Origin of the sequence: Clostridium sp. KNHs216 (genome assembly GCF_006714885.1) — a bacterium.
Classification (GTDB): domain Bacteria; phylum Bacillota; class Clostridia; order Oscillospirales; family Acutalibacteraceae; genus Caproiciproducens.
In genome coordinates this window covers 1,856,134-1,879,211 of the sequence record NZ_VFMF01000001.1, presented here as the reverse complement: position 1 = coordinate 1,879,211, position 23,078 = coordinate 1,856,134, and the positions used below count along the sequence as shown (strand labels likewise).

The following is a 23,078-nucleotide window of genomic DNA, read 5'->3' as shown; positions in this document are numbered from 1 at the left end:
AATAACAAATGGTGAATAAGACTGACACAAACAGAGCCAGGCTTAACCGTCACCGCAGGGTGCGCGGTAAAATTTCCGGCACAGCAGAGTGCCCACGCCTGAATGTATTTCGCTCTACCACCAATATCTACGCCCAGATTATCGACGACGTAAAGGGAGTTACTCTTGCAGCAGCTTCCACACTGGACAAGGATTTCAATGGTAATGGCGGAAACAAGGACGCCGCACGTAAGGTTGGCGAGCTTATTGCCAAACGTGCCGCCGAAAAGGGCATCACCGAGGTCGTATTTGACCGCGGCGGCTATATTTTCCACGGCCGCGTCAAAGAGCTGGCCGAAGGCGCCCGTGAGGGCGGCCTCAAGTTCTAAGAAGGAGGAATACTTTTGGCTAGAATTGACGCAACGTCTATGGAACTCAAAGAACATGTAGTTGCTATTAATCGTGTATCCAAGACCGTAAAAGGCGGCCGTATCTTCAAGTTCGCAGCTCTTGTGGTAGTTGGCGACGGAAACGGCACAGTCGGTTTCGGCATCGGAAAGTCGGGCGAAGTTCCTGACGCGATCCGCAAGGGGATTGAAGACGCGAAAAAGAACCTCATCAAGGTTGCTATGCGCGGCTCCACCATCCCGCACGAAATCATCGGCGCGTACGGTGCCGGCAGAGTTCTGATGAAGCCTGCCGCTCCCGGTACCGGTGTCATTGCCGGCGGTCCGGTCCGTGCGGTCGTAGAAGCGATCGGAATCAGGGATATCAGAACAAAGGCCCTGCGTTCCAACAATCCATGTAATGTAGTAAGAGCAACCTTGGACGGCATGTCCAAGCTGCGTACTGCCGGTGAAGTCGCTGCAACACGCGGCAAGTCGGTAAAAGATATTCTTTAATAAGGGGGTAGCAAGATGGCACAGCTGAAAGTAAAGCTGATAAAAAGTCTTATCGGCAGCAAAAAGGACCAGATTGCAACCGCCCAGGCTCTTGGTCTCTTTAAAATCGGCGACACTTCCGTTCAGCCTGAAAATGAACAGACCAAAGGCAAGGTGGCCAAGATAATCCACCTCATCGAGGTAAGTAAAGCGTAAGCAAGGAGGTGCGAGTAAATGAAGTTGCATGAACTAACTGCTGTACCCGGTTCCACCAAAGAGCCGAAGCGTATCGGCAGAGGACACGGTTCAGGTCAGGGAAAAACTGCCGGCAAGGGCCACAAGGGTCAAAAGGCCAGAGCGGGCAGAGGCATGCGTCCCGGATTTGAAGGCGGTCAGATGCCTTTACAGAGACGTATTCCGAAAAGAGGTTTTAACAATGTTTTTGCTAAAACCATCGTTTCTGTCAACGTAGGCACACTCGACAAGTTCGAAGACGGCTCTGTGGTCGACACCCAGGCGCTGATCGATGCGGGCATTGTAAAGACCTGCTGTGACGGGGTGAAGATCCTTGCCAACGGCAATCTGACAAAAAAATTAACAGTAAAGGTTACTGCTTATTCCGAGGCTGCGAAGCAAAAGATAGAAACCGCGGGTGGGAAGGCAGAGGTGATCTAAGTTGTTTCAAACAATAAAGAATGCCTGGTCTATCCCGGATCTCCGTAAAAAGATCCTGTTTACACTGCTTATCATCATGGTTTTCCGCTTCGGTGCGGTCATTCCTGTTCCGTTCCTCAATGTCACCGCATTGAAGGGACTGATGACCACGGTCGACAAGACCGGTTCGGCACTGAGCTACCTTGATATGCTTTCCGGCGGCGCTTTTGCAAACGGTACTCTGTTTGCAATGAGCGTTACGCCCTACATCAACAGCTCCATTATTATGCAGCTTTTGACAGTTGCTATTCCGGCGCTGGAAAGACTGGCAAAAGAAGGCGAAGAGGGCCGCAAGAAGATCGGCACCATGACCCGCTACGTCACCGTCGGTCTTGGCTTGATTCAGGGCACCGCTTATTTCTTCTATCTGCGCAACAGCTCCTATCAGGGTGTTCCGATCGCGAAATACACCAAGGGCTGGGAGCAGGTGTTCGCCGCTTTTGTCATCATCATGGCGTTTACCGCAGGTACCGCGCTGATGATGTGGCTGGGCGAACAGATCAACCAAAAGGGTATTGGAAACGGTATTTCCATTTTGCTGTTTTCCGGTATTGTGGCGAGAATGCCGCACACAATCAGCTTGCTGGGACAGTATCTGCAGGCCGCCAATGAGGACGCGTCCACCTACGGCAAGTACTATTTCTTCGTTCCGCTGTTTGTGCTGATCTTCCTTGTGGTCATCTGGGTCATTGTGTTTATGAATGACTCGGAGCGCCGTATTCCCGTACAGTACGCCAAGCGTATGGTCGGAAGGAAGATGTACGGCGGCCAGAGCAGCCACATTCCGATTAAGGTTGCCATGTCCGGCGTTATGCCGATTATTTTCGCAAGTTCCATTCTCTCGATTCCAAGTACGATCCAGCTGTTCCTTGGCAACAAGGTGACAACCGGATTCTGGAAGGGCTTTTTCGAAGCTTTCTCCTCTACCGGATGGATCTATTCGCTGATGTATTTCCTGCTGATTATCATGTTTGCTTATTTCTACGTGACAATTCAGTATAATCCGATAGAGATGGCCAATAATCTTCGTCAGAACAATGGCACGATTCCCGGCATTCGTCCGGGCAAACCCACTTCTGACTTTATCGCGAAGATTCTTTCTAAGATCACTTTAATCGGGGCGCTGTTCCTTGCGGTTATCGCTCTGCTGCCCATCGGCTTCGGCGCCGCTACCGGCATGCACAACATGTCGATCGGCGGAACCTCCATCCTGATTTTGGTTGGTGTCGCGCTGGAAACCGTGAAGCAGATGGAGTCGCAGATGATGATGCGCCATTACAAAGGCTTCCTTGATTGATAAGGAGTGAGAGAATATGAATCTGATCCTTCTCGGCGCCCCTGGCGCCGGTAAAGGCACGCAGGCAGAAGTCATCTGCTCGCGTTATAACATTCCTGCAATATCCACGGGTAATATTATCCGTGAAGCGCTGAAGAGCGGCACTGAGATGGGAGTTCGCGCCAAGTCCTTTGTGGACGCGGGCAAGCTTGTTCCCGACGAGGTTGTCATCGGCATTATCAAAGAGCGTCTGGCCAATGACGACTGCAAAAACGGATTCGTTCTGGACGGGTTTCCGCGCACGATTCCCCAGGCCGAGGCTCTGGACAAAATGGGCGTTCGCATTGACAGGGTCCTCAACATTGAGGTCTCCGACGAGACGATCGTGCAGCGTATGTCCGGACGCCGTGTCTGCGAAAACTGCGGGGCCAGCTACCACCTGCTTTACAAAAAGCCGGAGGTGGAGGGCGTTTGCAGCAAATGCGGCGGCACCCTAGTTCAGCGCAAGGACGACCACCCGGATACGGTCAAAGAGCGCTTAAACGTATATCACGAGCAAACCGAGCCCCTGAAGGATTACTATCTGAAACAGGGCAAGCTTTGCACAGTAGAAGGGCAAGAGGATGTCGGGCACACCACAAAACTGATTCTTGCCGCATTAGAGGCGTAATCATGATAGTGCTTAAAACCAGCCGCGAACTCAGCTTTATGAGGGATGCGGGCAGGGTATCTTCAAGAGCATTAAAGCTGGCCGGCGAGATGGTCGAACCCGGTGTTTCCACCTGGGAAATCGACCGTGCCGTCCGCCGATACATTGAGGAACAGGGCGCGAAGCCCACGTTCCTCGGGTATGGCGGCTTCCCGGCAAGCGCATGTATTTCCGTAAATGACGTGGTTATCCATGGCATACCACATAAGGGCACGATTATCAGGCAGGGTGACATTGTCAGCATTGACATAGGCGCGACTTTCGAGGGCTTTGTCGGGGACAACGCGTGGACTTTCCCATGCGGCGACGTAAGCCATGAAGCGCAGGCCCTTATGGATGCAACACGCGAAAGCCTGTTTGAAGGCATTAAAGCCGCAACAGCCGGTCACCGGATCGGCGATGTCGGCAGCGCGGTCCAGCGGTATGCCGAAGCTCGCGGTTACTCGGTGGTACGGGATTTTGTCGGCCACGGAGTAGGTGCGAAGATGCATGAAGACCCCAGTGTTCCCAATTACGGCACACCCGGCAGGGGCGTGCGCCTGTTGCCAGGCATGACCATTGCAATTGAACCGATGATTAACCAGGGTGTAAAGGAAGTCAAAACCCTTGCGGACGGTTGGACGACCGTAACCGCGGACGGCAAGCTTTCCGCGCATTTCGAACATTCCATTGCCATTACTCCGGACGGCCCGGTTATCTTAACGCTGCCGGATTAAGGGGGTAGACAATGGACTTTGTCAGAGGACTGGTTGTCCGGTCGGCCGCGGGACGCGACAAGGACGGCTTTTTCACGGTGCTAAAGGCAGACGCCGGATTCGCACAGATCTGCGATGGAAGGCGCCGCAGCCTTGACCACCCGAAAAGGAAAAAGCTGAAACACCTTTGTCCGACCAGAACCGTATTGGCCGAAGGTTCAATGCAGACCAACCGTGAAATACGAGGTGCCCTCAGGGCGTTCAACGCCGGGGGCCGTTTTCCACAAGAGGAGGGTAAGTAATGTCGAAACAGGACGTAATTGAAACTGAAGGAATCGTTACCGAGGCGCTGCCTAACGCAATGTTTATGGTAGAGCTTCCAAACCACCATACAATACTCGCGCATATTTCCGGCAAGCTCAGGATGAATTTCATCCGCATCCTGCCGGGGGATAAGGTCACAATCGAACTGTCGCCTTACGATCTGACGCGCGGACGTATTACGTGGCGTTCAAAGTAAAACAAACACTCGCTAAGGGAGGGCGCACAAATGAAAGTAAGACCTTCTGTCAAGAAAATTTGTGAAAAATGCAAAATTATTAAACGCAAGGGTAAAGTCATGGTAATCTGTGAAAACCCGAAGCATAAGCAGCGCCAGGGCTAATTTGGCGCAAACCTATTAACAGTGGAGGTGCAACCAGTATGGCGCGTATAGCAGGTATTGATCTGCCCAGAGATAAGCGCATCGAAATTGCTCTTACCTATATTTTCGGTATCGGCCGCAAGACTGCAACGGATATTTGTGCAGAAACAGGCGTCGACCCGGACATCCGTGTAAGGGATTTAACTGAAGATGATGCGGCAAAGCTCAGAGAGTATATCGACCATCACTGCCGCGTTGAAGGCGATCTTCGCCGCGACGTAGCATTTGACATTAAGAGACTGATTGAAATCGGCTGCTACCGTGGTGTCCGTCACCGCAAGGGCCTGCCGGTAAGAGGCCAGCGTTCCAAAACCAATGCGCGTACACGCAAAGGTCCCAGAAAGACCATGGCCAACAAGAAGAAGTAATAGGGAGGGATTCAAAAGATGGCAGCACAGAAAGGCGCAGCTAAAAAAGGCACCGCAGTTCGCAGACGCCGTGAGCGTAAAAATATAGATCGCGGAGCCGCTCATATCCAGTCCACCTTCAACAACACGATCGTTACCATTACGGATACGCAGGGCAACGCAATTTCGTGGGCAAGTTCAGGTGAATTAGGGTTCAGAGGTTCCAGAAAGTCCACTCCTTTCGCCGCTCAGACCGCCGCCGAAACCGCCGCGAAAGCAGCGATGGAGCACGGTATGAAAACTGTTGAGGTTTTTGTAAAGGGACCGGGCGCGGGCCGTGAGGCGGCTATCCGCGCACTTCAGGGCGCGGGCCTTGAAGTCAGCATGATTAAAGACGTTACTCCGATTCCGCACAACGGATGCCGTCCTCCGAAGAGAAGACGCGTATAGTAACAAAACCGATATAGGAGGTGCAACCATAATATGGCAAGATATACAGACGCTGTGTGCAAGCTTTGCCGCCGGGAAGGCCAGAAGCTTTTCCTGAAGGGCGCAAGATGCTACACGGACAAATGCGGGGTAACCCGCCGGGCATATGCTCCGGGCCAGCATGGTCAGGGCCGCAAAAAGACCTCTGAGTATGGCCTTCAGCTGCGTGCAAAACAGATGACAAAACGTTACTATGGTGTACTGGAGTCCCAGTTCAGGGGCTACTACGACCTTGCAACACGCAAAGAAGGAAAAACCGGTGACGAACTGCTCGCAATTTTGGAATCCCGTCTCGACAACGTAGTTTACCGTTTGGGCTGGGGCAACTCCAGAGCGGAAGCCCGTCAGCTGGTTGTCCACGGGCACTTTACTGTGGACGGCAAAAGAGTGGATATCCCTTCCTACCTGACAAAGCCGGGCGAAGTGATCTCCATTAAAGACAAGAGCCGTCAGAGCGAAAAAATCAAGGCTGTCATTGAAGCGAACTCGGCACGTCCGGTTTCGAAGTGGCTTGACATCAATCGTGACACTCTGGAAGGCAAGATCATTGCATTACCAACCCGTGAGGATATTGACCTTGCAGTCGATGAGACTCTCATCGTTGAGTTGTACTCCAAGTAATGCCGTTTTATGACAGCATAAAAAACATCATGGCTGATAAATTAATCCGCTATATGTCAAGGAGGGTCGCTAATGATCGAGATTGAGAAGCCAAAAATAGAGACAGAAGTTTTAAGTAATGACGGGACCTATGGCAAATTTGTTGTGGAACCGCTTGAGCGTGGCTTTGGCACAACCCTGGGCAACAGCCTGAGGCGTGTTCTTTTATCTTCGCTGCCGGGCGTTGCAGTCACGTCTATCAAAATAGACGGCGTTCTTCATGAGTTTTCAACCATACCCGGAGTGAAAGAGGACGTCACTGAGATCGTGCTTAACATCAAGGGATTGACCGCCAAGCTCCATTGCGATGGACCGAAGACAGTGGAAATCGCTGCGGAGGGTCCGTGCAATGTAACGGCCGACTCTATCAAGTGCGACAGCGAGGTTGAAATCCTGAACCCGGAGATGCACATCGCGACTCTGGGCGACGGAGCAAAACTGTATATGGAATTGACCCTGGATAAGGGGCGCGGATATGTATCTGCCGAGCGCAACAAGCAAAACATGAACGCCAACGTGATCGGGGAGCTTCCGGTTGATTCCATCTATACTCCTGTTTATAAGGTGAATTATAATGTGGAGCCAACCCGTGTGGGTCAGAGCATCGATTTTGACAAGCTCACACTCGAAGTTTGGACGAACGGAACCATCGGCGCGCAGGAAGCGGTTTCTTTGGCCGCGAAAGTCCTCACCGAGCATCTGAATCTTTTTGTTGACCTGTCCGATAAGGGCAGCAGCACGGAGATCATGGTCGAAAAGGACGACAAGGGCAAGGAAAAGGTGCTCGAAATGACGATTGAGGAGCTCGACCTTTCGGTCCGTTCCTTCAACTGCCTGAAGCGTGCCGGTATCAATACGGTTGAAGACCTTATCAACAAATCCGAAGAGGATATGATGAAGGTGCGCAACCTCGGACGCAAATCCCTTGAGGAGGTTGTCTGGAAGATGGCCTCTCTCGGTTTTAATCTGCGCAAGGATGACGAATAATTGCGCAAACAACCTAAGGTAAAGGAGTGATATTTCGATGCCCGGAACCAGAAAGCTCGGAAGAGACACTGACCACAGAACCGCCATGTTAAGGGCGATGGTTACCTTTCTTTTAGAGAATGGCAAAATCGAAACCACAGTGACTCGCGCCAAGGAGGTCCGCTCCATGACCGAGAAGATGATAACGATTGCGAAGGAAAACAATCTGCACAACAAACGTCTCGTTCTGGCCTTTGTTACAAAGGAAGACGTTGCGAATAAACTGTTCAATGAGATTGCTCCGAAGTATGCCGACCGCAACGGCGGCTATACGCGCATCAGCAAGCTTGGCCCTCGCCGCGGTGACGCCGCCGAGATGGGAATTATCGAGCTGGTTTAATTTCATTGTTTACGGATCAAGGCTGCCGCTTTTGCGGCGGCCTTTTTTTGGTTCGGCCTATAACTCCTTCAGTCAGGCCAAACCTCAGCCTCCCTCTAAGAGGGAGGTGGCGCGCTCGGCGCGTCGAAGGGAGTCCGCAAGCTGGGTGGGGACTCCCCCAGTCAGGCTATGCCTGCCAGCCCCCTCAAGGAGGGGGCCAAATCCTCACCCGCCCCCGCAGGGAGGGTAAACGGTATCTTCTTAAATCTGGCAAAAAACCTAATAAATACTGGTGCTTTTTCAGGAAGCACATGGGGATTTTATCGGTTAAAACCGGCATAAAAACTGGGATTAATTACAATATGGAATTATTCTTCTTTTCATTTTATTCTGTATCCGGACTCCTATACAATATGGAAGTCAGAAATGCCAACATTGGGAAAAAAATTTGCAGAATGAAAGGGAATGAACCATGAAAAAAACCTTGCAGGTGTTCAGTATGATTCTGGCGCTTACGCTTGTGTTTTCGGTATTCGGAAATACGGCGGCTTTTGCGGCGGAAGAAGAGACACAAATTACCTTCTCAGACGATTTCAACGAATTGGATACATTGAATCTCAATTCCATGTATTACGGGATGGAAGCGACTGTCAGCGATCCTGCGCTGACGCTTACCGGAGAATCCAGCGATCCGTCCGTAGTAGAAGTCTTCCTGGAGGACGTGGAGAACGGAACCTATTATTTCGACGTTGGGGCCATGGGCAACGGCGAAGCGACGCTGACCTTTACGGCTTCCGACGGCACAACGGTCAGCAAAACGCTGAAGGTTGAAGGGACCGGAGAACTCCCCTATACGATTACTACGGATGTGGAGGGAGATTATTCCCTTGCAAAGGGAAGCAGCAACATCATTAAGCTGCATTACGAGGACAACGATACCTTCTCCTTCCCTTATCTGACAAGCGACAACGAGAAGGTCCTGCATGCGGAACTGATAGATTACGATGAGGAGAACGGCGATTTCTATTACCGTGTGGACGCCGTGGGCGATGCCGGGACCACCGCGAATCTATACACGGGCGCGGTTGGATTCGTTCCCCAGAAGCTCTGCGCAGTGAGCGTGATTGAGAACGAAATCCTGCATATCGATACTTCCGGACAATACATCTGCAATGTGAACGACGAATACACCTTTGTGGTTACCTGCAATCTGCCCGATATTGAGCACAGCATCACAACCAGCAGAGATGGTGCGGTTGAGATCAGTCCTCTGGGAAAGACCGGCAATCAGACCACCTACAAGGTAAAAGCACTGGAGCCCGGGACTACCCTGATTACCGTCAGCTTCAGCGGAGAAACGGCGTCCTTCTATGTGACTGCCAATGAGGACGACGATTTCCCGGTTGTTTCAACGGAAGATGAAGAGAACATCACGCTGGAGCAGGGACAGTCCTACACCTACGATCTGTCCGTCATGGGGGGCGGCGTACCGGTGGTCGCCGCGGATACGGACGGAATCGTTTCCGTACAGTTTGAGAAAAAGGACGGCATCCATTATTACTACAAGGTGACAGCCGTCAGCGCGACCGGCGGAGAGACCAACCTGTCCGTTACATTCCCTGACAGCGAATACGCCAGCGACTATACATACCAGTTCGGCACCGTTACGGCCAAGCCGGGCGATCATGAGCCGAAATCGGATACCAATTCTGATTTTTCCTTGAAGGCGGGACAGAGCTATACCTTCAGAATCAGCAACGCGGAAAGTTTTTATCCGGGTTCCAACGGCATCTTTAAGACTGAGAAGGTAGGAACCGGAAGCAACTACACCGACTATAAAATCACCGCAATCGGCAACCCCGGTCAGTCCGCAGGTTTCTATATGGCGGCAAAAGACCAGCCGGCGAAGAAGGTCTGCATTGTCACTATCGCGTCGGCTACGGAGCCGACGTCGGATACCAACTATGACTTCACCGTGAAGCAGGGCGCAAGCTACACCTTTAAGATCAGCAACGCGGTCAGCTTCTACCCGGGCTCCAACAACGTGTTCAAGACCGAGAAGGTGAAAACCGAAGGCAGCAATGTTTTCTATAAGATCACCGCGATCGGCCAGCCGGGCCAGTCCGCTGGTTTCTACATGGCGGGCGCTGGCCAGCCGGCAAAAAAAGTTTGCGTTGTCACGGTTGGTGCGGCTCCGGAGCCGAAGTCCGATACCAACAATGACTTTACGATAAAACAGGGTGCAAGCTATACCTTCAAAATCGGCGACGCGGTCAGCTTTAACCCGGGTTCCGGCAGCGTGTTCAAGACCGAGAAGGTGAAAACCGAAGGCAGCAATGTTTTCTATAAGATCACCGCGATCGGCCAGCCGGGCCAGTCCTCAGGCTTCTATATGACGGGAGCCGACGGAGTAGGAAGAAAGGTCTGTGTCGTAACGGTCGGCGCGGCGGCAACAACTGCCCTGAAATCCGACACCAACTACAATTTCAGTATTGCGAAGAACGCGTCCTATCAGTTCAAAATCACAGCCCCCGGCGCTTCTTCCATCAACTTCAACACGGGTACAAGCGGCGTGTTCCAGGTGACGCTTCTGCGCCACACGGGCGATGATTTCTTCTACAAGATTACCGCAATCGGCAAGTCCGGCCAGCAGTCGGGAATTTATGCTTCCCTTCCCGGCCAGACGGGCCAAAAGCTTTGCGTCGTCAGCATCTCATAAAGATTTTTTCAGCATGGAAAGGGCTGCCGCTTTGCGGCGGCCTTTTTGTTCTTTCAAAACACCTTGAATAAAATATTTTTTCGGTTTATAATACAGATAAAGGATAAAATATTTTTTCTAGCCGCCAGGGCCGGAAAATAAATACAGCAGAGGTGTAATACGATGATTCTGAAAAATGCTAAAATTGTGGACGACAGTTTTCATTTGTGCAATGCCGATCTTGCGTTGGAAGGGGATAAAATTTCCTCCATCGGGCCGGGCCTTTCCGGAAAAGAGGAATATGATTTTTCCGGATGCGTGATTGTGCCGGGCTTTGTCGATATCCATATCCACGGCTGCGTGGGTGCGGACACCTGTGACGCGGACGCTGACGGCCTTGCGAAAATGTGTGCGAAGCTGGTGCGGGAGGGCGTTACTTCCTTCTGCCCGACTACGATGACCGTTTCCCACGAGGGGATTGCCCAAGCGCTGGAAAGCGTCCGGGAATGCATGGTCCATCCGCCCAAGGGCGCGGCGATTGCCGGCGTGAATATGGAAGGACCCTATATTTCCATCCACCGCAAGGGTGCGCAGGCGGGCGAGCATGTAAAGAACCCTGACTTTACAGAGTTCAAAAACCTTTACGATACATACGGCGGGATCATCAAGCTGGTGGATATAGCCCCCGAGTGTCCCGGAGCGGACGAATTCATCCGCGGGGCTTCCAGGCTCTGCACCGTGTCCATCGCCCATACGACCGCGGACTACGCGGCGGCGAGGCACGCATTTGAGCTGGGCGTTTCGCACGTTACCCACCTTTATAACGCCATGCCGGGGCTTACCCACCGGGAGCCGGGTGTGGTCGGCGCCGTGTTCGACGACGGCCGCGTCACCGCGGAGATCATCTGCGACGGTCTGCATATTGACCCTGCGGTGCTTCGCATCACGTTCGGAATTCTCGGGAAAGACCGCGTTGTCGTCATCAGCGATTCCATGCGCGCCGCGGGTCAGCCGGACGGGGTGTCCGATCTCGGCGGGCAGACGGTTTATGTGAAAAACGGCGCGGCCAGACTGGAGGACGGTACGCTGGCGGGTTCTACCACAAACCTGCATCAGGAGGTCAAAAATCTGGTCGGTTTCGGCATTCCCTTCCTGCAGGCCGTTCAGGCGGCTACCCTGAACCCCGCGAGGGAAATCCATGAAGAAGATAAAATCGGAAGCATCAAAGTGGGCAAGTACGCCGACCTGGTCGTGCTGGATTCCGAATTGAATATTAAAATGGTGGTCGCCCGCGGCAAAATCGCGGTGGATAACCGGTAAGAACAAAATAGAAAAGGGGCTGCTGCAAAACGCAAGTTTTGCAGCAGCCCCTTTTTGAGTGAAACTCCCTCGGTCAGGCTTCCCGAAGAATCCTTACCCGGATGATCTCGGGGAAATTCTCGATGTGCTCGGCGGTCGTCTCTTTCACGTCCCCGGTTACGTCGAGGATGGTATAAGCATAATCCTTCTTGGATTTGCTCTGCATATTTTCAATGTTGATCCCGCTTTCCGCCAGCGCGCCGGAAAGGCGGCTGATGGTGTTCGGAATGTTGCGGTGCAGGATGCAGATACGGATAGAGCAGGAGGAGCAGTCGCGCGGCATGGAGACCGCGGGCATATTCACGGAATTTTTGATGTTGCCGTTCTGCAGATATTCCATCAGCTCTCCGGCGGCCATGCGCGCGCAGTTGTCCTCCGATTCCGGAGTGGATGCGCCCAGATGGGGAACGGCGATCACGCCGTCGGCGCCGAGCATGTCGTCGCTCGGGAAGTCGGTCACATAGGCCGAAACTTTACCGGATTCCAGCGCGGAAAGGACATCCGAAGACAGTACCAAATCCCCGCGCGCAAAGTTCAGAAGCCGTACGCCGTCCTTCATCTTCGCAATGGATTCCGCGTTGATCATGTTCTTTGTGTCCGGCGTCAGCGGAACATGCACCGTGATATAGTCGCAGGAGCTGTAAATTTCGTCGAGAGTGCGGGCGTGCCGGATGGAGCGGGAAAGGCCCCAGGCCGCGTCCACGGAAAGGTAGGGGTCGTAGCCGTAAACCTCCATGCCGAGGCCTCTGGCCGCGTTGGCGACCAGAATGCCGATTGCGCCGAGGCCGACGACGCCGAGTGTTTTTCCGCCGATTTCAGGGCCGACAAACGCGCCCTTTCCTTTTTCGACCAGCTTTCCTACTTCGTCGCCCTTGCCCTTGAGCGTTTTGGCCCACTCGATGGCGGGAACGATCCTGCGGGAAGAGAGGAGCAGTCCGGCCAGAACAAGCTCTTTGACCGCGTTTGCGTTTGCGCCGGGCGTGTTGAACACAACAATGCCACGCTCGCTGCACTTGTCCAGCGGGATATTATTGACGCCCGCGCCCGCCCTCGCAATGGCAAGCAGGCCCTTCGGAAGCTCCATGTCGTGCATGGAAGCGGAGCGCACCAAAATGGCGTCCGGGTTTTCCACGGCTTCGCCGCAGCAATAGTTTTCATCAAAGCGGCCGGTGCCGACCTCCGAAATCTTATTCAGGCATTTTATCTGATACATATCTGTTCACCTACATTTCGTATTTTGAGAGCCTGAAGCGCTTCACAGGCTGTTCTTTTCAAACTCGCCCATGAACTGAACCAGCTTCTCGACGCCCTCAACAGGCATTGCGTTGTAAATCGAGGCGCGCATTCCGCCGACGGAGCGGTGCCCCTTAATATTGACAAAGTCGTACGCGGCGGCTTCCTTGACGAATTTTGCGTCCAGCTCGTCGCTGCCGGTGATAAACGGAATATTCATCAGGGAGCGGTCCTTCGCGACAACAGTCCCCCGGAACAGCTTTGAGCTGTCCAGAAAATCGTAAAGCATTCCCGCTTTTTTCTCATTGATCTTCTTCATTTCTTCCAGCCCGCCGACGGTGTTTTTGATCCAGTCGAGCACCAGCATGCACATATAGATGCAGTAGCACGGCGGCGTATTGAACATGGAGTCGTTGTCCGCGTGGGTTTTGTAGTTGAACATGGTCGGGGTAATGTCCATGGCGCGGCCGATCAGGTCCTCGCGGATAATCACCACGGTCAGGCCCGCCGGGGCCATGTTTTTCTGCGCGCCGGCGTAAAGCAGCGCGAATTTGCTCACATCGATCGGCTCGCTCAGGATGCAGGAGGAAATGTCCGCAATGAGGGGAACGTTTCCGGTTTCCGGCAGCTGGTGGAATTTGGTTCCGTAAATCGTATTGTTTAAGCAGATATGAAAATAATCGGCATCCTTTGTAAAGGTTTCCGGATTCAGTTCGGGGATATAGCTGAAGGTTTTATCCTTGGAAGAAGCGATCACGTTGGCCGTGCCGTAGCGGGCCGCCTCCTGATACGCTTTTGTCGCCCACTGGCCGGTCAGGACAAAGTCGGCCTTGTTGCTTTTTGTCATCAGGTTCATCGGGACCATTGCGAATTGGGAGGAAGCACCGCCCTGTAAAAAGAGAACTTTGTAATTGCCGGGAATGTTCATGACTTCACGAAGCAAACTTTCCGCAGAACCGATAATTCCCTCGTAGATTTTAGATCGATGGGACATTTCCATTACGGATTGCCCACTGCCCTCATAATCCAGCATTTCTGCAGCCGCACGGCGCAGTACAGGTTCAGGCAGCATTGAGGGACCTGCGGAAAAGTTGTAGACACGTTTCATTTTAAGCGCAACCTCCATTTAAAATTTTATGGCGTCCTGCCATTTGAAAAGGGATATTGAGATATAATTAATAATTATATCGCTTTAGTTAGTTGAAGTCAATGATGTGCGGAAATTAAATAAACCCGCACTGTGACTGGGTTTGCGGGCGGCGGATTCTTTTGTTGCCAAACGGATGATTTATGCTATAATATACCTATAAATCAGATCGAGAGACGGAAATTATTGTACATAATATAAATTTTCAGGAGTGATTTGAATGACGGTAAACGATGTGGTTTCCATTCTGGACGCGGAAATCATTACGGCGGGAGATCTGAACGCGGAAGTAAAAACAGCCTGCGGTAGCGATATGATGAGCGACGTGCTGGCCTTTGTCAAGGACCAGTCGGTGCTTTTGACCGGGCTGAACAATCCTCAGGCCATCCGCACCGCCGAGATGATGGATATGCGCTGTGTCGTTTTTGTCCGCGGAAAACAGCCGACGCCGGACGTCGTCGAGCTCGCCCGGCAAAAAGATATCACCCTGCTCAAAACACAGCACAGAATGTTTACTGCCTGCGGCCTGCTGTATGCAAACGGTTTGAGTGGGGGCTGTAAAAGTTGAACAACACCCTTTCTTTCGATTACATTGTGCCGGGGGATGATTTCACCCGCGCGGGCGAAGCGTCGAGCGACGTGAAACATAAGCTGAAACAGATCGGGTACGACCCGGACGCCATCCGCCGCGTCGCCATTGCCATGTATGAAGGGGAAATCAACATGGTGATCCACGCGGGGGGCGGGAAGGCGCATGTGGAAATCAGCCCGGAGAAAATAGAGATGATCCTTGCCGATCACGGCCCCGGCATCAGGGACATTGACCTTGCCATGCGCGAGGGCTACTCCACCGCGCCCGACAAGGTCCGCGCGCTGGGCTTCGGCGCCGGCATGGGCATGAGCAATATGAAAAAATGCAGCGATACCATGGAAATTGATACAAAGGTGGGCAAGGGAACCACCCTGCGCATGACGGTGCTTGCGAAGAAGAAACAGTGAGGTGGGAATCATGAACCAGTTTTTCCATTCGGTTACGCTGGATAGGGATAAATGCATGGGATGTACCAACTGCATCAAACGCTGCCCGACGGAGGCCATCCGTGTGCGCGGCGGCAAGGCCAGGATCATTTCGGAACGCTGCATCGACTGCGGCGAGTGCATCCGGGTCTGCCCGCACCACGCGAAAAAAGCGAAATCGGACAGCCTCGACATGATTCAGAATTTCCAATACAAAATTGCCCTGCCCGCGCCGACCCTTTACGGCCAGTTCAATAATCTGGACGACATCGACATCGTTCTGACCGGGTTGAAGGACATCGGGTTCGACGAGGTGTTTGAGGTTTCGCGCAGCGCCGAGCTGGTTTCCGAGGTCACCAGAAAGCTGATGCAGGAGGGGAAGCTGGAAAAACCGGTCATCAGCTCCGCCTGTCCCGCCGTGGTCAGGCTCATCCGCGTGCGGTTTCCCGATCTTTGCTCCCACGTGCTCCAGCTCAACTCGCCCATGGAGACGGCCGCGCGCATCGCGAAACGCGAGGCGATGAAAAAGACCGGGCTGCCCCGCAGCCAGATCGGCACTTTTTTCATCACGCCCTGTCCGGCCAAGGTCACGGCCATCCGGATGCCGATCAGCTGTAAAAAGTCCGAGGTGGACGGCGCGATCGCCATCAGTGAAATCTTCGCGAAGCTGGCCGCCGCGATGGAAAACCTGAAAACCGTGGAGCCCCTCGCCCGCTCGGGGATCATCGGCGTCGGCTGGGCTTCCAGCGGGGGAGAGTCCTCCGCGCTGCTCAACGACAAATATCTGGCCGCGGACGGAATCGAAAACGTCATCCGCGTGCTGGAGGAGCTGGAGGACGAAAAAATCCGCGAGCTGAACTTTATCGAGCTGAACGCCTGCTCGGGCGGATGCGTCGGCGGCGTGCTGTGCGTGGAAAACGCCTATGTCGCGAAGGCAAGGCTCCAGCGCCTGCGCCGGTATCTGCCCGTTTCCCAGAACCATATCGACGGGCGGATCCCGGGCGGCATGAAGTGGCGGAAAAACCTGCTGTTCACCCCCGTGCTGAAGCTTTCGGACGATATGAACGAGGCGCTCAGGATGATGGCGGAAATCGATGAAATCTGCGAGGAGCTGCCCGGCCTGGACTGCGGCTCCTGCGGCGCGCCGACCTGCCGCGCGCTGGCGGAGGACATTGTCCGCGGCTTTGCGAAGAAGAACCAGTGCATTTTCATTATGAGGAAAGAAATCAAAAACGTCGCCGACGCCCTGTCGTCCATGGGAACTTTCCCGCTGCTGAGCGATGAGGAGGATAAAAAATCATGACGGTACAAGAGCTTGCGGAAAAGCTTTCACTGAAGATTTTAGCGGGGCGGGAAAGCCTGGACCGGGAGGTAACGGGGGGGTATACCGGCGACCTGCTCAGCTGGGTCATGTCCCGGCTGCCCGAAAATGCCGCGTGGCTCACGGTCATGGGCAACATCAACGCGGTGGCGGTGGCTTCCCTGAAGGACGCCGCCTGTATCGTCCTGACCGATTCCGCGCCGTTTGACGAGGAGGCGCTGGAAAAAGCGCGCCAGCTCGATTTCCCAGTGCTTTTGTCCGAACAGAACAGCTATGAGCTCGGCCTGAAAGTCGCAGAGCTTCTCAGATGATACGGATATTTTATGATCTGCATCTCCATTCGTGCCTGTCGCCCTGTGGCAGCGGCGATATGACGCCGAACAACCTTGTGAACATGGCGCTTCTGCTGGGTTACGACATCATCGCGCTGACGGACCACAATTCCTGCCGCAATGTGCCCGCGGCGGTCAGGGCCGGCGCGGCGCGCGGGCTGCCCGTGGTGCCGGGGATGGAGCTCTGCACACAGGAGGAGGCGCATGTGATCTGCCTGTTCCCGACGGTGGAAGCGGCGCTTGATTTTGACCGGTATGTGGCACAGAGAATCCCCAAAATCCGGAACAGGCCGAAAATTTTTGGCTGTCAGACCGTGATGGACGAACAGGATACGGTCATCGGAGAGGAAGAAACCCTTCTGCTCAACGCGGCTTCCATCAGCGTGAACCATGTGCACAGTCTGGCGTGCGGCTTCGGGGGGACGGCCTTTCCCGCCCATGTTGACAGGAGCGCGTACAGCGTCCTTTCCAGCCTTGGTTCCCTTCCGCCGGAAGCGGATTTTACCGCTGCGGAAATCAGCGCCAAAGGCGACGTGCAGACCCTTCTTCACAGAAACCCCGAGCTGAGAGATTTGATCCTTTTGAAAAATTCGGATGCCCATTATCTGGAAAATATGCCCGACCCGTCCGCGTCGGTGCTGCTCCCCGAAAAGTCGCCGGAATGTCTCATTGCGGCACTGAACAGAGAAATACAAACAGAATGGAACAGAGGATAACAGCCGGAAGCACCCAAAAGTGCCCGGCTTTTTTTAGCTGAATTTTAACTTAAAATTATCACGGTTACCAATAATTTTTTGTGACTTATTTAACAAAAATGATAGATTTTATCATAGGTGTATGCTATACTAAAAAACAATGGATTGCAGGAAACTTTTGTTGCCGCCACGACATTTTTCCTGCGTTGATTAACCGCAAGGAGGAACAAGAATGCAAAAACGTATCAGCAGTTTGCCTTTCCAGGGAACCGCCGGGCAGCGGGAAAAGCTCGACGAAATCATTGAGAGGCACAAGCAGCAAAGAGGCGCCATACTGCCTGTTCTGCAGGAAGCACAGGAGGTTTACGGCTACCTTCCGGCAGAGGTGCAGAGCATCATTGCCGAGGGACTGGGCGTACCGCTGGAAGAAGTATACGGCGTTTCCACCTTTTATTCCCAGTTTTCGCTTACCCCTAAAGGAAAATACAACGTGTCGATCTGCCTGGGAACGGCCTGCTATGTCAAGGGGGCGGCGGCGGTGCTGGACAAATTGACTTCCGTTTTGGGTATCCAGCCGGAGGAGTGCACTCCGGACGGTAAATTTTCGCTGACTGCCTGCCGCTGCGTGGGTGCCTGCGGCTTGGCTCCGGTACTGACGGTGAACGGGGATGTTTACGGACGCATGACCCCGGAGGAAGTGGAACAGGTACTGGCAAAATACGAATAAGATGCGCGAACTGTCTTTAAATGTGATGGACATTGCACAGAATTCAATTTCCGCAGGTGCGAAGCTGATTGAGATCGACGTGTGTGAAGAACCGAGGGCCGACAGATTGACCATCCGGATTTCGGATGACGGTGCCGGTATGACCGCCGAACAGGCGGCGCGTGTGACGGACCCGTTTTTCACCACCCGCACTACCCGCAAAATCGGGATGGGAGTGCCGCTCTTTAAGATGGAAGCCGAGATGACGGGCGGAAGCTTCGGCGTCGCTTCCCAAAAGGGTGTAGGGACCACAATCACCGCAGCCTTTGTACCATCCCATGTGGATATGATTCCGCTCGGGGACATCAATTCCACGGTACTGCTGTTGATCACCTGCAACGAAGACAGGGATTTTGTCTTTCATCACAGAATGGATTCCCGCGAATTTACCCTTGATACGCGCGAACTGCGCGCGGTGTTAGGAAATGAGGTCAGGCTGAATTCACCGGAAGTGATACAGTGGATCAAAAACTGCCTCAGTGAAGAAACCCAATTCATTAAGGAGGAATCAACAGATGAAGTCTTTAGCGGAACTTCAGGCGATCAGGGATAGAGCCCGCAGTCAGGTTATTCTCCGCGAAAACAACGACAACGCGATCCGCGTTCTGGTGGGTATGGCCACCTGCGGAATCGCCGCCGGGGCGCGCCCGGTTTTGAGCGCTATGGTGGAAGAAGTCTCTAAGCGCGGCCTTGCCAACGTCACGGTCACCCAGACGGGCTGTATCGGAATCTGCCAGTTTGAGCCGGTTGTGGAAATTGTGACGCCCGGGCAGGAAAAAGTGACTTATGTAAAAATGACGCCTGAAAAGGCGGTACGCGTGGTGAACGACCACCTGGTAAACGGCAATGTGGTAACGGAGTATACCATAGGCGCCAATTCGTAAAAAGGAGGCAGCATTCATGTATCGTTCCAATGTACTGGTTTGCGGCGGTACCGGTTGTACCTCCTCAAACAGCGAGCTGATTATCTCAAAGCTCAAAGAAGAAATTGCGGTCCGGGGACTGGACAAAGAGGTCAATGTGATCCGCACCGGCTGTTTCGGCCTCTGCGCCCTCGGCCCGATTATGATTGTATATCCCGAAGGTTCTTTTTACAGCAGGGTGACTCCGGAGGATGTCCCGGAAATTGTGGAGGAACATCTTTTAAAAGGAAGAATCGTCAGGCGCCTGCTTTATCAGGAAACCATCGTAGACGACAATACCATCAAGTCTCTGAACCATACGCCGTTCTATGAAAAACAGAACCGCGTCGCGCTTCGGAACTGCGGCGTCATCAATCCCGAGTGCATCGACGAGTACATAGCGGTGGACGGCTACACCGCACTGGGCAAGGTCCTTACGGAAATGACCCCGGAAGAGGTCATCGACGTGGTGAAGGCTTCCGGTCTGCGCGGCCGCGGCGGCGCGGGCTTCCCGACCGGGCTGAAATGGAGCTTTGCCGCGAAAAATCAGGCGGATCAGAAATATGTCTGCTGCAACGCGGACGAGGGTGACCCGGGCGCGTTTATGGACCGCTCCGTGCTGGAAGGCGACCCGCACAGCGTACTGGAAGCCATGGCGATCGCCGGTTACGCAATCGGCTCGTCCCAGGGCTATATTTATGTCCGCGCCGAGTACCCCATCGCGGTCAAGCGCCTGCAGATCGCCATCGATCAGGCGAGGGAATACGGCCTTTTGGGCAAGAACATTTTCAATACCGGCTTTGACTTCGACATCGGGCTCCGCCTGGGCGCCGGCGCGTTTGTGTGCGGCGAGGAAACCGCCCTGATGACCTCCATCGAGGGCAAGCGCGGCGAGCCGCGCCCGCGTCCTCCGTTCCCGGCGGTCAAGGGCCTGTTCCAGAAGCCGACCATTCTGAATAACGTGGAAACCTACGCCAACATCACCCAGATCATTCTGAAGGGCGCGGACTGGTTCGCCTCCATGGGCACCGAAAAATCAAAGGGCACCAAGGTGTTCGCTCTGGGCGGAAAAATCAAGCACACCGGCCTTGTGGAAGTGCCGATGGGTACCACCCTGCGAGAGATCGTAGAGGAGATCGGCGGCGGTGTTCCGGACGGACACACCTTCAAAGCCGCTCAGACCGGCGGCCCCTCCGGCGGCTGTATCCCGGCCTCTTATCTGGACATTCCGATCGATTACGACAACCTGCTGTCCATCGGCGCCATGATGGGCTCCGGCGGGCTGATCGTGATGGACGACACGACCTGCATGGTCGATATCGCGAAATTCTTCTTGGAGTTCACCGTGGACGAATCCTGCGGCAAGTGCACGCCGTGCCGGATTGGCACCAGGCGCCTGCTCGAGGTGCTGGAGAAGATCACCAGCGGCAACGGTACCATGGAGGACCTCGACCGGCTGGAAGAGCTGTGCTACTACCTGAAGGAAAATTCTCTGTGCGCGCTGGGCCAGACCGCGCCGAACCCGGTGCTTTCCACCCTGCGCTACTTCCGCGACGAGTACGTCGCCCATGTAACGGAACACCGCTGCCCGGCCGGCGTCTGCAAGGCGCTGACCAACTATTTCATCCTTGAGGACAAATGCCGCGGCTGCACGCTGTGCGCACGCAACTGCCCCGTCGGTGCGATTACCGGCAGCGTAAAGGTTCCTCATGTCATCGATACCAGGAAATGCATCAAGTGCGGCGCCTGCATGGAAAAATGCAAGTTCAGCGCCATTATCAAGAAATAAAGGAGTGTGCCATCATGGAAAATACGGTCAATATAAAAATAAACGGCATGCCCCTCTCAGTGCCGGCTGATTCCACGGTTTTGGAGGCGGCAAGGCTTGCCGGGATTGATATTCCGACCTTATGCTACCTGAAAGGGATCAATGAGATCGGTGCCTGCCGTATGTGCGTAGTAGAGGTAAAGGGCGCGCGCTCTTTGGTTGCTTCCTGCGTTTATCCGGTGAATGAGGGGATGGAGGTTCAGACCAATACGGCCAAGGTCCAGCAGTCCAGAAAAATGACGCTGGAAATGCTGCTTTCGGTCCATAACAGGGACTGTCTGGCCTGCAGACGCAGCGGTGCCTGTGAATTCCAGACCCTGTGCAATGAGCTGGGCGTGGAGCAGACCGACCGTTTCGACGGGGTCAGGCCCGACGCGACCAGGGACGAGTCGACCCTGCACCTGATCCGCGACAACTCGAAATGCATCCTCTGCCGCCGCTGCGTGGCGGCCTGCGCGGACCAGCACGTCGCCGTCATCGGCCCGAACTGCCGCGGCTTTGATACGCATATCGCCTGTTCCTTTGAAAAACCGCTCAACGACGTTCCCTGCGTTTCCTGCGGCCAGTGCATCGTGAGCTGCCCGACCGGCGCTTTGACCGAACGCGACCAGTGCGACGAGGTAATGGCCGTGCTGAACGATCCGGAAAAGTACGTGGTCGTACAGACCGCGCCCGCCATCCGCGCAACGCTCGGCGAGTGCTTCGGCCTTCCGGTCGGCACCAACGTCAAGGGGAAAATGGTTGCCGCTCTGCGCCGCCTGGGCTTTGACAAGGTGTTTGACACGGACTTCGGCGCAGACCTCACCATCATGGAAGAGGCCAACGAGCTGCTTGAGCGCGTACAGAACGGCGGCCCGCTGCCGCTGATCACCTCCTGCTCCCCGGGCTGGATCAAATTCTGCGAATACTATTATCCGGAGCTGCTTCCCAACGTTTCCTCCTGCAAATCCCCGCAGCAGATGACCGGCGCGGTCATCAAGACGTATTACGCGCAGAAGAACAACATCGACCCGGAAAAGATCGTGGTCGTCAGCGTAATGCCCTGCGTCGCGAAGAAATTTGAAGTCCAACGCGAAGATCAGGACGGAGCCGGTGAAGGCATCCCCGACACCGACATCGCGATTTCGACCCGTGAGCTCGCGCGTCTGATCAATATGGCCCATATTAACTTCAACCGTCTGCCGGACGAGGATTTCGATCCCGCGCTGGGCGTTTCCACCGGGGCCGCGGCGATTTTCGGCGCGACCGGCGGCGTGATGGAAGCCGCGCTCAGAACGGCGGCCGACACGCTGGAGGGCAGAAGCCTTGATTCCGTGGACTATACCGAGGTGCGCGGAATGGAGGGCATGAAAGAGGCTGTTTATCATGTCGGCGGCATGGATGTAAAGGTCGCCGCGGTCAGCGGCCTGAACAATGCCAACAAAGTCCTTGAAAAGGTCAAAAACGGCGAAGGCGGCTATCACTTCATTGAGATCATGTGCTGCCCCGGCGGCTGCATCAACGGCGGCGGCCAGCCGATCCAGCCCGCGGCCGTCCGCAGCTTTACCGACCTGAAGGCGGAAAGGGCAAAGGCGCTTTACGAGGAAGACAGAAACCTGCCCCTGCGCAAGAGCCATGACAGCCCGCTCATCAAAATGGTCTATGAGGAATTCTTTGAGAAGCCGGGCAGCCATAAGGCCCATGAAATTCTGCACACAAGCTACGTGCCCCGTAAAAAGTACTAAATCACCAATGCCTCCGGACGAAAAGTTCGGAGGCATTTTTATGGGAATTATGGTATAATAGCCACAAAGTGGCTTAGACTGTCGATAAAATTGCGCAGCTTCTTTTTGGCTCCCTCCTTGAGGGAGCTGGCAGGCGAAGCCTGACTGAGGGAGTTCCCTGGAAATCTGACGGGGATACTCCATCCGGCGTGTCACCTTCCTGAGGAAGGTATATGCGTTACTGTTGCGAAATTCGTTTCTGCGATGGCATTGAACGGA

At 54.2% G+C, this 23,078-nt stretch carries 29 protein-coding genes; 27 read left to right on the top strand and 2 right to left on the bottom strand.

Features of this window, described 5'->3' with window-relative positions:
- Nucleotides 1–8 precede the first annotated feature (8 nt).
- The 17 genes from rplR (at nucleotide 9) to nagA (ending at nucleotide 11,816) form a co-directional block, all read left to right on the top strand.
- On the top strand, nucleotides 9–368 hold the full coding sequence (gene rplR, locus LY85_RS09085; protein ID WP_038325918.1) for a 50S ribosomal protein L18: 360 nt from the start codon (nucleotides 9–11) through the stop codon (nucleotides 366–368).
- A gap of 15 nt (nucleotides 369–383) precedes the next feature.
- The gene (gene rpsE, locus LY85_RS09080; protein WP_038325917.1) at nucleotides 384–881 is read left to right on the top strand and encodes a 30S ribosomal protein S5; all 498 of its coding nucleotides are present in this window, start codon (nucleotides 384–386) and stop codon (nucleotides 879–881) included.
- Nucleotides 882–896: 15 nt separating this feature from the next.
- Nucleotides 897–1,076 (top strand): 50S ribosomal protein L30, encoded by a 180-nt coding sequence (gene rpmD, locus LY85_RS09075; RefSeq protein WP_038325916.1) that lies wholly within the window; start codon nucleotides 897–899, stop codon nucleotides 1,074–1,076.
- Nucleotides 1,077–1,094: 18 nt separating this feature from the next.
- Entirely contained in the window at nucleotides 1,095–1,535 is a 441-nt protein-coding gene (gene rplO, locus LY85_RS09070) for a 50S ribosomal protein L15 (protein ID WP_038325915.1), read from the top strand.
- 1 nt (nucleotide 1,536) lies between these two features.
- Nucleotides 1,537–2,871 (top strand): preprotein translocase subunit SecY, encoded by a 1,335-nt coding sequence (gene secY / locus LY85_RS09065; RefSeq protein WP_141826377.1) that lies wholly within the window; start codon nucleotides 1,537–1,539, stop codon nucleotides 2,869–2,871.
- A 16-nt stretch (nucleotides 2,872–2,887) separates the two neighbouring features.
- Nucleotides 2,888–3,520 carry an adenylate kinase gene (locus LY85_RS09060; protein WP_038325913.1) on the top strand — a complete coding sequence of 211 codons (633 nt, stop codon included), beginning with the start codon at nucleotides 2,888–2,890 and terminating at the stop codon, nucleotides 3,518–3,520.
- 2 nt (nucleotides 3,521–3,522) lie between these two features.
- Nucleotides 3,523–4,275 (top strand): type I methionyl aminopeptidase, encoded by a 753-nt coding sequence (map, locus tag LY85_RS09055; protein WP_038325912.1) that lies wholly within the window; start codon nucleotides 3,523–3,525, stop codon nucleotides 4,273–4,275.
- Nucleotides 4,276–4,286: 11 nt separating this feature from the next.
- Entirely contained in the window at nucleotides 4,287–4,556 is a 270-nt protein-coding gene (locus LY85_RS09050) for a KOW domain-containing RNA-binding protein (protein WP_038325910.1), read from the top strand.
- The gene (infA, locus tag LY85_RS09045; RefSeq protein ID WP_038325909.1) at nucleotides 4,556–4,774 is read left to right on the top strand and encodes a translation initiation factor IF-1; all 219 of its coding nucleotides are present in this window, start codon (nucleotides 4,556–4,558) and stop codon (nucleotides 4,772–4,774) included. Before LY85_RS09050 ends, infA begins: the two co-directional genes overlap by 1 nt.
- A gap of 30 nt (nucleotides 4,775–4,804) precedes the next feature.
- Entirely contained in the window at nucleotides 4,805–4,918 is a 114-nt protein-coding gene (gene rpmJ / locus LY85_RS09040) for a 50S ribosomal protein L36 (protein ID WP_022174947.1), read from the top strand.
- 38 nt (nucleotides 4,919–4,956) lie between these two features.
- Nucleotides 4,957–5,325, top strand: coding sequence for a 30S ribosomal protein S13 (rpsM, locus tag LY85_RS09035; RefSeq protein WP_038325907.1), 369 nt, complete (start codon nucleotides 4,957–4,959; stop codon nucleotides 5,323–5,325).
- An 18-nt stretch (nucleotides 5,326–5,343) separates the two neighbouring features.
- Nucleotides 5,344–5,754 carry a 30S ribosomal protein S11 gene (gene rpsK, locus LY85_RS09030; RefSeq protein ID WP_038325906.1) on the top strand — a complete coding sequence of 137 codons (411 nt, stop codon included), beginning with the start codon at nucleotides 5,344–5,346 and terminating at the stop codon, nucleotides 5,752–5,754.
- A 33-nt stretch (nucleotides 5,755–5,787) separates the two neighbouring features.
- Nucleotides 5,788–6,414 carry a 30S ribosomal protein S4 gene (gene rpsD / locus LY85_RS09025; RefSeq protein ID WP_038325905.1) on the top strand — a complete coding sequence of 209 codons (627 nt, stop codon included), beginning with the start codon at nucleotides 5,788–5,790 and terminating at the stop codon, nucleotides 6,412–6,414.
- Nucleotides 6,415–6,486: 72 nt separating this feature from the next.
- Entirely contained in the window at nucleotides 6,487–7,440 is a 954-nt protein-coding gene (locus LY85_RS09020; RefSeq protein ID WP_038325904.1) for a DNA-directed RNA polymerase subunit alpha, read from the top strand.
- 37 nt (nucleotides 7,441–7,477) lie between these two features.
- Entirely contained in the window at nucleotides 7,478–7,819 is a 342-nt protein-coding gene (gene rplQ / locus LY85_RS09015) for a 50S ribosomal protein L17 (protein ID WP_038325903.1), read from the top strand.
- Between the two features lie 451 nt (nucleotides 7,820–8,270).
- Entirely contained in the window at nucleotides 8,271–10,517 is a 2,247-nt protein-coding gene (locus LY85_RS09010; protein WP_141826376.1) for a hypothetical protein, read from the top strand.
- A 162-nt stretch (nucleotides 10,518–10,679) separates the two neighbouring features.
- Nucleotides 10,680–11,816, top strand: coding sequence for an N-acetylglucosamine-6-phosphate deacetylase (gene nagA / locus LY85_RS09005; RefSeq protein ID WP_141826375.1), 1,137 nt, complete (start codon nucleotides 10,680–10,682; stop codon nucleotides 11,814–11,816).
- A gap of 73 nt (nucleotides 11,817–11,889) precedes the next feature.
- Here nagA and LY85_RS09000 read toward each other — a convergent pair whose 3' ends face one another.
- Complete coding sequence (locus tag LY85_RS09000; protein WP_141826374.1) at nucleotides 11,890–13,068, bottom strand: phosphoglycerate dehydrogenase; 1,179 nt, start codon at nucleotides 13,066–13,068, stop codon at nucleotides 11,890–11,892.
- A gap of 42 nt (nucleotides 13,069–13,110) precedes the next feature.
- Nucleotides 13,111–14,196: a 3-phosphoserine/phosphohydroxythreonine transaminase gene (serC, locus tag LY85_RS08995; RefSeq protein ID WP_141826373.1), complete on the bottom strand. Its 1,086-nt coding sequence runs from the start codon at nucleotides 14,194–14,196 to the stop codon at nucleotides 13,111–13,113.
- Nucleotides 14,197–14,455: 259 nt separating this feature from the next.
- Here serC and LY85_RS08990 point away from each other — a divergent pair, with 259 nt between their 5' ends.
- The 10 genes from LY85_RS08990 (at nucleotide 14,456) to LY85_RS08945 (ending at nucleotide 22,820) form a co-directional block, all read left to right on the top strand.
- Nucleotides 14,456–14,803 carry a DRTGG domain-containing protein gene (locus LY85_RS08990; protein ID WP_141826372.1) on the top strand — a complete coding sequence of 116 codons (348 nt, stop codon included), beginning with the start codon at nucleotides 14,456–14,458 and terminating at the stop codon, nucleotides 14,801–14,803.
- Nucleotides 14,800–15,234 (top strand): ATP-binding protein, encoded by a 435-nt coding sequence (locus LY85_RS08985; protein WP_038325894.1) that lies wholly within the window; start codon nucleotides 14,800–14,802, stop codon nucleotides 15,232–15,234. Before LY85_RS08990 ends, LY85_RS08985 begins: the two co-directional genes overlap by 4 nt.
- Before the next feature lie 10 nt (nucleotides 15,235–15,244).
- Complete coding sequence (locus LY85_RS08980) at nucleotides 15,245–16,555, top strand: [Fe-Fe] hydrogenase large subunit C-terminal domain-containing protein (RefSeq protein WP_141826371.1); 1,311 nt, start codon at nucleotides 15,245–15,247, stop codon at nucleotides 16,553–16,555.
- Nucleotides 16,552–16,884, top strand: coding sequence for a DRTGG domain-containing protein (locus tag LY85_RS08975; RefSeq protein WP_141826370.1), 333 nt, complete (start codon nucleotides 16,552–16,554; stop codon nucleotides 16,882–16,884). Before LY85_RS08980 ends, LY85_RS08975 begins: the two co-directional genes overlap by 4 nt.
- On the top strand, nucleotides 16,881–17,621 hold the full coding sequence (locus LY85_RS08970) for a PHP domain-containing protein (RefSeq protein WP_243122519.1): 741 nt from the start codon (nucleotides 16,881–16,883) through the stop codon (nucleotides 17,619–17,621). The genes LY85_RS08975 and LY85_RS08970 overlap by 4 nt, the downstream gene beginning before the upstream one ends.
- 211 nt (nucleotides 17,622–17,832) lie before the next feature.
- Complete coding sequence (locus LY85_RS08965) at nucleotides 17,833–18,327, top strand: NAD(P)H-dependent oxidoreductase subunit E (RefSeq protein WP_141826369.1); 495 nt, start codon at nucleotides 17,833–17,835, stop codon at nucleotides 18,325–18,327.
- A gap of 1 nt (nucleotide 18,328) precedes the next feature.
- Nucleotides 18,329–18,919 (top strand): ATP-binding protein, encoded by a 591-nt coding sequence (locus LY85_RS08960; RefSeq protein WP_141826368.1) that lies wholly within the window; start codon nucleotides 18,329–18,331, stop codon nucleotides 18,917–18,919.
- Nucleotides 18,882–19,250, top strand: coding sequence for a (2Fe-2S) ferredoxin domain-containing protein (locus LY85_RS08955; RefSeq protein WP_141826367.1), 369 nt, complete (start codon nucleotides 18,882–18,884; stop codon nucleotides 19,248–19,250). Before LY85_RS08960 ends, LY85_RS08955 begins: the two co-directional genes overlap by 38 nt.
- Before the next feature lie 16 nt (nucleotides 19,251–19,266).
- Nucleotides 19,267–21,057: an NADH-quinone oxidoreductase subunit NuoF gene (gene nuoF / locus LY85_RS08950; protein WP_141826366.1), complete on the top strand. Its 1,791-nt coding sequence runs from the start codon at nucleotides 19,267–19,269 to the stop codon at nucleotides 21,055–21,057.
- Between the two features lie 14 nt (nucleotides 21,058–21,071).
- Nucleotides 21,072–22,820 carry an NADH-dependent [FeFe] hydrogenase, group A6 gene (locus LY85_RS08945; protein ID WP_141826365.1) on the top strand — a complete coding sequence of 583 codons (1,749 nt, stop codon included), beginning with the start codon at nucleotides 21,072–21,074 and terminating at the stop codon, nucleotides 22,818–22,820.
- The last annotated feature ends 258 nt before the right edge of the window (nucleotides 22,821–23,078 follow it).